We start from the raw sequence: 9,741 nt of genomic DNA on the forward strand, positions 1-9,741 counted from the left end.
CTTCAATAAGTAAAATTATTTTTTATATTTGGTAAACCAGTTTGGTAAACCAATTCAAATTTATTAAAAAAGGTATTAATAAAAACTAAAAACAGACTAATTATGAAAACAAAATTACTTTTTACTTTATTATTTGTAACGGCTTTGGGATTTTCTCAATCGTTTAGTAATATTCCTACAGGGACAGGGTATTACATTAACAAATTAATGGTGAGTCCTAATGGTTCTGACTTAACTAATGAGTTAATAGAAGTTAGAGGGCCAGCAAATGAGATTATTCCTTCCGACTTATGGTTAATTGTTATCGACGGAGACGGTAATGCTAGTAATTATGGTAAATCTACTGCAGAAATTCAACTTGGAGATGGTACCAGAACATTTGGTGCAAATGGTATATTTGCTATTGTTTGTAACTATACTGATGAAAACACCAATGAAGTTACCACAAATCCTTACGGAGCATTGATGGATTCTGATGCTACTGTACTAACAATTGAATTAACAGGTAATGATGTTACAGGTGGTAGTTCTAGTAACGTGTCTTCTCAAACACCTGATATAGGTTACAATGGTAATTTTGCTGATGCTTCAGGAACTTACATGTTAATTCAAAGTACTAACGATCCTGATGGTGTTGCCATAGATGGACCAGAATCAGGTGATGGTTTGGCATTTGATGGTAATATCGATGCCACTGGAGAACACACCTCTTGGATCCTTTACGATTCAGTATCTTATTTAGATGATGATAATGAAAATGGTTTAGATGAAAGAGGTTATGGACAGATTGTATTTGCTCAAGATATGGCTGCTAATGGCTCTTTTCAAACAGCTACTGCAGGAGCTACTGTAGTTGATTTTCCATTTTCAGATCCACATATCATCATAAGACAAGGTACTAACACAGGTTATACTACTGATGATTGGGCTATTGCAGATACAGATGGTAGTTCACCTGATTGGGAATTTAAATCAGATGCTGCATTACCAGCTGCTTTTCAAGATTGGGCAGGTATTAATACGGTTTATGGAGCTTTAAATCCAACAGCAACGACCTTATCGGATACTGATTTTGAGATTTCAGACGGATTTAGTATCTATCCAAACCCTGCAAAAACAAACCTTTATATCAAGGCAACTGACAATGCACAAATCGATGCGGTTGAATTTTACAATATTCTTGGTAAAAATGTTTTAACAACATCGCTTTTAGTTAATGATGCTATTGATATCTCTGAATTAGCTTCAGGTATTTATTTAGTTAAAATAAATGCTGGTAATAATTCGGTAACGAAACGTATTATAGTAGAATAATTATTTACACTAGATTGATTGATGAAAAGGACAACTTTATTTTTAAGCTGTCCTTTTTTTCTTGAATAAAATATGTTTAATTGGTTAGTTTTATTGTTTTAATTAACCCTAAATATTTAAGAGACTTACAATTTGAAAAAAGCGATACCATATATGATAATTAGTGCTTTGGCATTTACATTTTTAAATGTATTTGTGAAGTCTCTAAATAGCTTTAGCGTTTATCAAATTGTGTTTTTTAGATCTGTAGGGTCTTTATTTTTTACCATACCTTTTTTATTAAAAAATAGGATTTCTCTTTTAGGCAATCAGAAAGGTTTACTAGTAATACGAAGTGTAGTGGGTCTTATTTCAATGACCTTATTCTTCTTGTCTTTAAAATATATTGCTATGGGAACTGCAGTTTCCATACGCTACATAGCACCAATTTTTGCTGCTTTTTTTGCTTTGATAATCCTTAAAGAAAAAGTAAAATTGATACAATGGATGTTTTTTGCTATTGCTTTTTCTGGAGTTGTAATTCTTAAAGGCTTTAATACCGACATGCAAATAGAAGGTATCCTTTTCGCTTTGGTTTCTGCTGTTTTTGCAGGTTTAGTTTATATTACCATTAGAAAGATAGGAAATCGCGATCATCCTGTCGTTGTGGTTAATTATTTTATGGTCATTTCTGCGGTTGTAGGAGGACTTCTTTCTATCAATGGTTGGATAAATCCTAAAGGCCAAGAATGGTTAATTTTATTGAGCCTTGGTGTTTTTGGATATTTCGCACAACTTTACATGACAAAAGCCATGCAAGTAGGAGAGACCAATCAAGTGGCTCCGTTAAAGTATCTCGAAGTTATTTTTACTATTATAATAGGCTTAATCTGGTTTAAAGAGATTTATACACTTTGGAGTTTGGTAGGAATTTTACTGATTGTTTTAGGTTTAACCTTGAATGTTGTTACTAAGTCTTCTAAAAAATAAAAGTCCATATAGTTCTAAAACAACTCAGCAGCAACAGCCTGTATATTATCACTCTTTCCCATAGAGTAATAATGTAATACTTCGATACCTGCTTTTTGAAGCTCTTTTGATTGTTCAATACACCATTCAATTCCCACTTGTCTCACTGCTTTATTGTCTTTACATTTTACGATATCTATGATAAGATCTTCTGGTAAATCCACGTGAAAACGATGCGGAATGAGATTCAATTGTTTTCTGGTAGCAATAGGTTTTAAACCAGGTATTATAGGAATTGTAATCCCTTCTTTTCGGCATTTGGCAACAAAATCAAAATATTTTTGGTTATCAAAAAACATCTGTGTTACAATATATGTGGCTCCGTTTTTAATTTTCTTTTTTAAGAAATGAATATCACTGTCTAAACTTGGCGCTTCCATGTGTTTTTCTGGATAACCTGCGGTACCAATACAAAAATTTGTTGCCGAACTGTTTTGTAAATCTTCATCTAAATAGCAACCATTATTCATGTCATTAATTTGCGCAGTCAGTTCGCTCGCAAAAGAATGCCCTTCTTTTTCAGGTTTAAAATACGTCTCGCTTTTTACGGCATCTCCACGCAAGGCCATTACATTTTCAATACCTAAAAAATCAAGGTCAATTAAGAAATTTTCTGTGTCTTCTTTAGTAAAACCACCACACAAAATATGAGGAATCGCATCGACTCCATATTTATTTTGAATAGCGGCACAAATACCAACCGTTCCAGGTCGTTTTTTAACCACTTGCTTTTTTAAAAGTCCGTTTTCTACTTCCTTAAAAACATATTCTTCTCTGTGATAGGTGACATCAATAAATGGCGGTTTAAATTCCATTAAAGGGTCAATATTATCAAAAATAGATTGAATGTGTTGCCCTTTTAAAGGTGGCAAGATTTCGAAGGAAAATTGTGTTTTTCCTTTAGCGTTTTCTATGTGTTCTGTTACTTTCATACATATGCCTGCGAAAGCAGGTATCTTTTTAATTAAAACTCAATTTGTTTTTCATTTTGGCGTTATTTTTTACTCATACCTGCCAGGTTTTAGAAACCTTGCAGGATCGCAAAAAGTAAGGCTTTCACTACGCGCTTTTTCCAAAAAAGCAAAAGAGCTCAAACATGCCGTTCAACTGCGAAGCAATCACGATTTCCTATTTAATTAAATAGAAATAAATGAGTAATCCTAACGCAGTAATCACGATCTAAAAGACCTCAAAGGTTTTTAAAACCTTTGAGGTCTAACCAAACGAGAAAATCAGTCACTGATATTTGGATTTAGCCATTTTTCAGCCGCTTCAATTGAAATATGTCTACGTTTACTGTAATCTTCAACTTGATCTTTAGTTATTTTTCCTAGTCCAAAATACCTAGCTTCAGGATTAGCAAAATAGTAACCACTTACGCTTGCAGCAGGCCACATGGCTAAACTTTCAGTAAGTTTTACTCCGATGTTTTCTTCAACATTTAAAAGTTTCCAAATGGTGTTTTTTTCTAAATGATCTGGACAAGCAGGATAACCAGGTGCTGGTCGAATACCTTTGTAATTTTCCTTAATTAATTCTTGATTAGAAAGATTTTCATTTTGAGCATAATTCCAATGTTTGGTTCGTACTTCCTTATGTAAATACTCTGCAAAAGCCTCTGCTAAACGATCTGCTAATGCTTTTATCATTATAGAATTATAATCATCAAGGTTCGCTTCAAATTGTGCTGCTAATTCTGCGGTTCCAAATCCGGTTGTTACACAAAAGCAACCCATATAATCTTGTTTTCCGGTCGCTTTTGGTGCAATGAAATCTGCTAAGGCAATGTTTGGCTTTCCTTCCGATTTTTTGGATTGTTGACGAAGGGTTAGGAATTGTAATTTGTCTGGTTGAGCGTAGTCGAGACCTTCGTTTTTTGACCTAGAATTCGAGACCTCTCGACTGCGCTCGAGGTGACAGCCTTCTATATTTATTTCAATATCATCATCATTAATGGTATTCGCTTCAAACAATCCGAAAATGGCTTTTGCTTTCAGAAGTTTTTCATCAAAAATACGTTTCAGTAAGTCTTGTGCATCAGCAAATAAATCTGTGGCTTGTTCGCCAACAACATTGTCCGTTAAAATTTCTGGATATTTTCCGTGCAAGTCCCAACTTCTAAAAAAGGGTGACCAATCGATAAAATCTTCAAGTTTTGTAATGTCGAAGTCTTCTAAAATTTGAATGCCTAGTTGCTGAGGTTTTACAATTTCAGAAGTATTCCAATCAATTTTAAATTTGTTTTTCCGAGCCTCTTTTATCGTTAGATATTCTTTCTTTCTGGTTCGTTTTAAAAATTGCTCTCGGAAGGCATCATAATCTTCACGAATCTGATTTTTATAGAGTTTACTGTCTTCCTGAAGTAAATCTCCAACCACAGTAACTGCTCGTGAAGCATCATTAATATGAACCACAGTATTGCTATAATGTGGTGCAATTTTTACGGCAGAATGTGCTCTAGATGTGGTTGCTCCACCAATGATAAGCGGTATTTTTACGTTTTGTTTTTCGAGTGCTTTAGAGACGTAAACCATTTCATCTAAAGACGGTGTAATTAAACCACTCAATCCTATAATATCAACATTTTCTCTAATCGCAGTTTCAATAATTTTTTCCGGAGGCACCATAACGCCAAGGTCAATAATTTCGTAATTATTACAGCCTAAAACGACACTGACAATATTTTTTCCAATATCATGCACATCACCTTTAACGGTTGCCATTAAAATTTTACCTGCAAATTCTTGTTTACCGTCTTTTTCAGCTTCAATAAATGGTTGCAAATAGGCAACAGCCTTTTTCATCACACGAGCTGATTTTACAACTTGCGGCAAAAACATTTTACCGCTTCCAAATAAATCGCCTACCACATTCATACCAATCATTAAATGCCCTTCGATAACATGGATGGGTTTATCAGAAGCCAATCGTGCTTCTTCAACATCTTCTATGATAAATTTATCAATACCTTTAACCAAACCATGCGTGATGCGATCTTGCAATGCATTATTTCGCCATTCCAATGCCGCCAAATTTCGTGCGGACAATTCGCGTACGGACAAGTCGCGACTTGTCCCTACCGATTCCGCAAATTCCATCAATCGCTCCGTGGCATCATCCCTCTTATCAAACAACACATCTTCAACCCTTTCCAACAAATTCTTATCAATTTCATCATAAATCTCGAGCATAGTCGGATTTACAATGCCCATATTCATGCCATGTTTAATAGCATGATATAAAAATGACGAATGCATAGCTTCACGAACCGTATTATTTCCTCTAAATGAAAAGGACACATTACTTACTCCTCCAGAAACATTAGCATAAGGTAAATTTTCTCGAATCCATTTGGTGGCTTCAAAAAAGTCGATAGCATTTCTGCGATGTTCATCCATTCCTGTTGCGACAGGGAAAATATTAGGATCGAAAATAATATCTTGAGGTGGAAAATTAAGTTCGTTAACCAGAATATGGTACGAGCGTTTACAAATTTCTATACGTCTGTTGTAATTATCTGCTTGGCCATCTTCATCAAAAGCCATCACCACAACGGCTGCGCCATAACGTTTAATGAGTTTGGCGTGGTGTTTAAATTCGGCTTCGCCTTCTTTTAAACTGATAGAATTAACGACGCATTTTCCTTGAGCCACTTGCAAACCAGCTTCAATGATTTCCCATTTAGAGCTATCGATCATGAGAGGAATTCTGGAAATATCAGGTTCTGAGGCGATGAGATTTAAGAAGGTGGTCATGGCATAAACACCATCGAGCATGCCTTCATCCATGTTTACATCTAGAATTTGCGCGCCACCATCGACTTGGTCTCTGGCGACTTCTAAGGCTTCATCGTATTTCTCTTCCTTTATTAAACGAAGGAATTTTCGAGAACCTGTAACGTTGGTGCGTTCGCCAATATTTATAAAATTACTTTCAGGTGTAACAACTAAAGGTTCTAAGCCAGATAGCGTTAAATATTTCTTACAATCAGATGCTGCCATTATGCTAATTCTTGAATTAATCTTGGGTTGTAGCGCTTTGCAACTTCTGCTATCGCTTTTATATGCGCAGGACTGGTACCACAGCAACCACCAATAATATTAATAAGATTATCTTTAAGATAGTCTTCAATATATTGCTGCATTTGTGCTGGTGATTCATCATATTCTCCAAAAGCATTCGGTAGGCCTGCATTTGGGTGAGCAGAGGTATAAAATTCAGTTTCGTTAGATAAACGTTGTAAATAAGGTTTTAATTGTTGTGCACCAAGTGCGCAATTAAAGCCAACGCTAAGTAAAGGAATATGAGATACGGAGGTTAAAAATGCTTCAACAGTTTGGCCAGATAAAGTTCTACCCGAAGCATCTGTAATGGTGCCAGAAACCATGATTGGAATATCGATGTGTCGTTCCTCTTTAACTTCTTCAATAGCAAATAATGCGGCTTTTGCGTTCAAGGTGTCAAAAATAGTTTCTACCAAAAGTACATCAACACCTCCATCGATTAAGGCTTCAACTTGCTGTTTGTATGCGATTCGCAATTCATTAAAAGTAATCGCTCTATACTCTGGTCGATTCACATCTGGTGATAGACTGGCTGTTTTGTTGGTGGGTCCAATACTCCCAGCTACAAAACGTGGTTGTTCAGGATTGGCTTTAGTGAATCTATCAGCAACCTGTTTGGCTATTTTGGCAGATTCGAAATTGAGTTCATAAACCAAATCTTCCATGTCGTAATCTGCCATGGCGATTGTAGTCCCAGAAAACGTGTTGGTTTCTACAATATCTGCGCCTGCTTCAAAATATTTAGTATGAATTTCTGCAATGGCTTTCGGTTGGGTTAAGGACAATAAATCGTTATTTCCTTTTAAGGACGATGGATAGTCTTTAAAACGTTCGCCTCTAAAATCGTCTTCAGAGAAATTGTACTGTTGCAGCATGGTACCCATGGCACCATCGAGCACTAAGATGCGTTTTTCTATTTCTTGTTTTATTCTACTCATTTCTATTTCATTTATTCTCGATACAATTTTATTCTGATGTCATAAAATCACTCGAACTGACGTTAGTTTTCTAGCGCTTGTTTTAAATCGTTAATAATGTCTTCTGTATGTTCTAAACCAACAGAAACACGTATTAAACCTCCTGTAATTCCTGTTTGTAAACGGTCTTCTTCAGGTAGTTTTGCATGTGTTGTAGATGCAGGGTGTGTAACAATACTTCTTGTATCTCCTAAGTTTGCAGATAGTGATAAGAGCTTAATTGAATTCAGGAAATTTCTACCAGCATCGATACCACCTTTAATTTCAAAAGCAACGACATTGCCTCCTAACTTCATCTGTTGTTTTGCTAATTCGTATTGTGGATGTGACTTTAAAAAGGGATATTTTACAAAGTTCACCTTATCATGAGCTTCTAAAAATGTTGCCACTTTTAAAGCATTATCACAATGTTTATCTACTCTAACTGGTAAAGTTTCTAAACTTTTAGAGAGAATCCATGCGTTAAAAGGAGATAATGCAGGGCCTGTATTCCTGGCAAAAAGGTATATTTTCTGAATTAAATCTGAAGTTCCTACCGTTACACCTCCTAAAACTCTGCCTTGTCCATCAATTAATTTGGTTGCCGAATGAATCACCAAATTTGCCCCAAATTTTATAGGTTGTTGTAAGTAGGGTGTAGCGAAACAATTATCTACAATAAAAATAATATTATGTTTTTTTGCAATATCTCCTATGCGCTTTAAATCTAAAATATCGACAGCAGGATTTGTTGGACTTTCCGCATAAATGAGTTTTGTATTGGGCTGAATTAGACTTTCAATTGTATCAAGCTCATCAATTTTAAAAGAACTGACCGAAATATTCCATTTTGGTAAAATGTTATTAAATAAAGTTTGTGTTGATCCAAAAATACTGCGAGAGGAAATGACATGGTCGTCAGCATTAAGTAGAGCTGCAAATGTTGAAAACACAGCAGACATTCCAGACGCAAAGGCGTAACCACGTTCTGCACCTTCCATTAAACAGATCTTTTCTATAAATTCTGAGGTGTTTGGATTAGAATAACGACTATAAATATTGCGTTGTTTTTCGTCTGCAAAAGAAGTGCGCATATCTTCTGCATCTTCAAAAACGTAGCTCGAAGTAAGGAATAACGGATTTGAATGTTCTAAAAATTGCGAACGTTCTATCTGTGTGCGAATAGCTTCTGTTTCTATATGTTTGGAACTCATTTTATTAGTTTAAACTTAAACAAGTCAAAAAAACGCCAATGGCGTATGCGTATAGAAAATGTTAAAAAGAAATTGAATTACAAATGTGTAATTACGTTTGGTTATCTATCCAATTGTGCGATAAATGAATCGACAATTAAGCAGAATTTAGCACCTTCTTAGTAAGTCTAAGGGTTGCTAAGGTTTCAAAGGGTCTAATCCCTCCACCTTTCTTGATAACATTTCAATAAGTTATTTGAACTTTGTGAGTCACAAAACTCCGAAAGAAAATGACAATAAGCAAATTTTATTCTCTTTATTTTGGTCAACACGTATTACTTTTTAATTGTAACTTTGAATTTACCCTAATGGATTATTTATGTTAGAAAATTTTTGGTTTAATGTTCAGTATGGACTTAACCATGTCTTAGATGTTAATGGTTACGACCATGTTCTTTTTTTACTAGTATTGGCCGTGCCTTATCTTTTTAAAGATTGGAAACGGGTGCTTCTTTTAGTAACGACTTTTACATTAGGTCATACGCTATCTTTAGTTTTGTCGGCTTATGGCATTGTAAGTGTTAATGGAAAATTAGTAGAGTTTTTAATTCCTGTAACCATTTTAATTACGGCTATTTATAATGTTTTCACAGCAGGAAAAAAGGATAAGCGCAGTAAAATCGGACTCTATTTTTTCTCTACATTGTTTTTTGGATTAGTTCATGGATTGGGCTTTGCAAGAGAGTTTAAGATGTTTGCTGGGCAATCTGAAAACAAATTAGAACTTCTTGTCGAATTTGCTTTAGGTATTGAAATTGCTCAAATCATTATTGTATTTGTCGTTTTGTTTTTTGGTTTTCTGTTTCAAACCATCTTCAGGTTTTCGCGTCGCGATTGGATTATGGTTTTATCAGCAATAGTCATAGGACTTATAATTCCGATGCTTATTTAAAGTGTTTTACTTTATTAATTCTCAAAGATTGGTAAAACTTTAACTGATAGTTAATTGGTTATAAAACACGAACCCTTTATATTCGTTCTTAATCGAAAAGTAGACTAAATTTCAATGCCAAAGACAAAGCAATTACGTTACGATAAAGCTTATTTGCGAATAGAAAAAGAATGGGGGAAACTTTCACATTGTGAGCGAAAGCAAGTCGGTGCTCTTATTGTGAAAGACCGAATGATTATTTCAGACGGTTATAA

The 9,741-nt window shown here is 34.9% G+C and carries 8 protein-coding genes, 1 pseudogene and 1 riboswitch; of the genes and pseudogenes, 5 read left to right on the top strand and 4 right to left on the bottom strand.

Annotation, left to right across the window (positions count from 1 at the left end; genetic code table 11):
• Positions 1-102: 102 nt before the first annotated feature.
• Both AB8B52_RS01455 and AB8B52_RS01460 read left to right on the top strand, forming a co-directional pair.
• Positions 103-1,314 (top strand): T9SS type A sorting domain-containing protein, encoded by a 1,212-nt coding sequence (locus AB8B52_RS01455; RefSeq protein ID WP_406024512.1) that lies wholly within the window; start codon positions 103-105, stop codon positions 1,312-1,314.
• A 132-nt stretch (positions 1,315-1,446) separates the two neighbouring features.
• A complete protein-coding gene (locus AB8B52_RS01460) occupies positions 1,447-2,283 on the top strand; it encodes a DMT family transporter (protein WP_406024514.1) in 837 nt (278 codons plus the stop codon).
• Positions 2,284-2,297: 14 nt separating this feature from the next.
• Here the strand turns inward: AB8B52_RS01460 and metF are convergent, their stop codons facing one another.
• Positions 2,298-3,254, bottom strand: a complete 957-nt coding sequence (gene metF / locus AB8B52_RS01465; RefSeq protein ID WP_406024516.1) for a methylenetetrahydrofolate reductase [NAD(P)H] — start codon at positions 3,252-3,254, stop codon at positions 2,298-2,300.
• A 4-nt stretch (positions 3,255-3,258) separates the two neighbouring features.
• Here metF and AB8B52_RS01470 point away from each other — a divergent pair, with 4 nt between their 5' ends.
• On the top strand, positions 3,259-3,462 hold the full coding sequence (locus tag AB8B52_RS01470; protein ID WP_406024518.1) for a hypothetical protein: 204 nt from the start codon (positions 3,259-3,261) through the stop codon (positions 3,460-3,462).
• A 92-nt stretch (positions 3,463-3,554) separates the two neighbouring features.
• Here AB8B52_RS01470 and metH read toward each other — a convergent pair whose 3' ends face one another.
• The 3 genes from metH to AB8B52_RS01485 all read right to left on the bottom strand — a co-directional run bounded on the left by metH (position 3,555) and on the right by AB8B52_RS01485 (position 8,556).
• Positions 3,555-6,323, bottom strand: a complete 2,769-nt coding sequence (metH, locus tag AB8B52_RS01475; protein ID WP_406024520.1) for a methionine synthase — start codon at positions 6,321-6,323, stop codon at positions 3,555-3,557.
• Positions 6,323-7,324, bottom strand: coding sequence for a homocysteine S-methyltransferase family protein (locus AB8B52_RS01480; RefSeq protein WP_406024522.1), 1,002 nt, complete (start codon positions 7,322-7,324; stop codon positions 6,323-6,325). The genes metH and AB8B52_RS01480 overlap by 1 nt, the downstream gene beginning before the upstream one ends.
• 62 nt (positions 7,325-7,386) lie before the next feature.
• Entirely contained in the window at positions 7,387-8,556 is a 1,170-nt protein-coding gene (locus tag AB8B52_RS01485; RefSeq protein WP_406024524.1) for a trans-sulfuration enzyme family protein, read from the bottom strand.
• Between the two features lie 98 nt (positions 8,557-8,654).
• Positions 8,655-8,778: riboswitch (SAM riboswitch) on the bottom strand.
• Between the two features lie 136 nt (positions 8,779-8,914).
• Between AB8B52_RS01485 and AB8B52_RS01490 the strand changes: the two genes are divergently transcribed.
• Together AB8B52_RS01490 and AB8B52_RS01495 are read left to right on the top strand one after the other, a co-directional pair.
• Positions 8,915-9,487, top strand: coding sequence for a HupE/UreJ family protein (locus tag AB8B52_RS01490; RefSeq protein WP_406024526.1), 573 nt, complete (start codon positions 8,915-8,917; stop codon positions 9,485-9,487).
• A 114-nt stretch (positions 9,488-9,601) separates the two neighbouring features.
• A pseudogene (locus AB8B52_RS01495) lies at positions 9,602-9,741 on the top strand (CMP deaminase); the annotation flags it as partial.

It is taken from the genome of Winogradskyella sp. (genome assembly GCF_045105575.1).
GTDB lineage: Bacteria > Bacteroidota > Bacteroidia > Flavobacteriales > Flavobacteriaceae > Winogradskyella.

Excerpts from the sequence above, each read along its gene's own strand:
- AB8B52_RS01470 (WP_406024518.1), top strand. The coding sequence starts at position 3,259 with ATGCCTGCGAAAGCAGGTATCTTTTTAATTAAAACTCAATTTGTTTTT.
- metH (WP_406024520.1), bottom strand. The coding sequence starts at position 6,323 with ATGGCAGCATCTGATTGTAAGAAATATTTAACGCTATCTGGCTTAGAA.
- AB8B52_RS01455 (WP_406024512.1), top strand. The coding sequence starts at position 103 with ATGAAAACAAAATTACTTTTTACTTTATTATTTGTAACGGCTTTGGGA.
- AB8B52_RS01480 (WP_406024522.1), bottom strand. The coding sequence starts at position 7,324 with ATGAGTAGAATAAAACAAGAAATAGAAAAACGCATCTTAGTGCTCGAT.
- AB8B52_RS01485 (WP_406024524.1), bottom strand. The coding sequence starts at position 8,556 with ATGAGTTCCAAACATATAGAAACAGAAGCTATTCGCACACAGATAGAA.
- AB8B52_RS01490 (WP_406024526.1), top strand. The coding sequence starts at position 8,915 with ATGTTAGAAAATTTTTGGTTTAATGTTCAGTATGGACTTAACCATGTC.
- metF (WP_406024516.1), bottom strand. The coding sequence starts at position 3,254 with ATGAAAGTAACAGAACACATAGAAAACGCTAAAGGAAAAACACAATTT.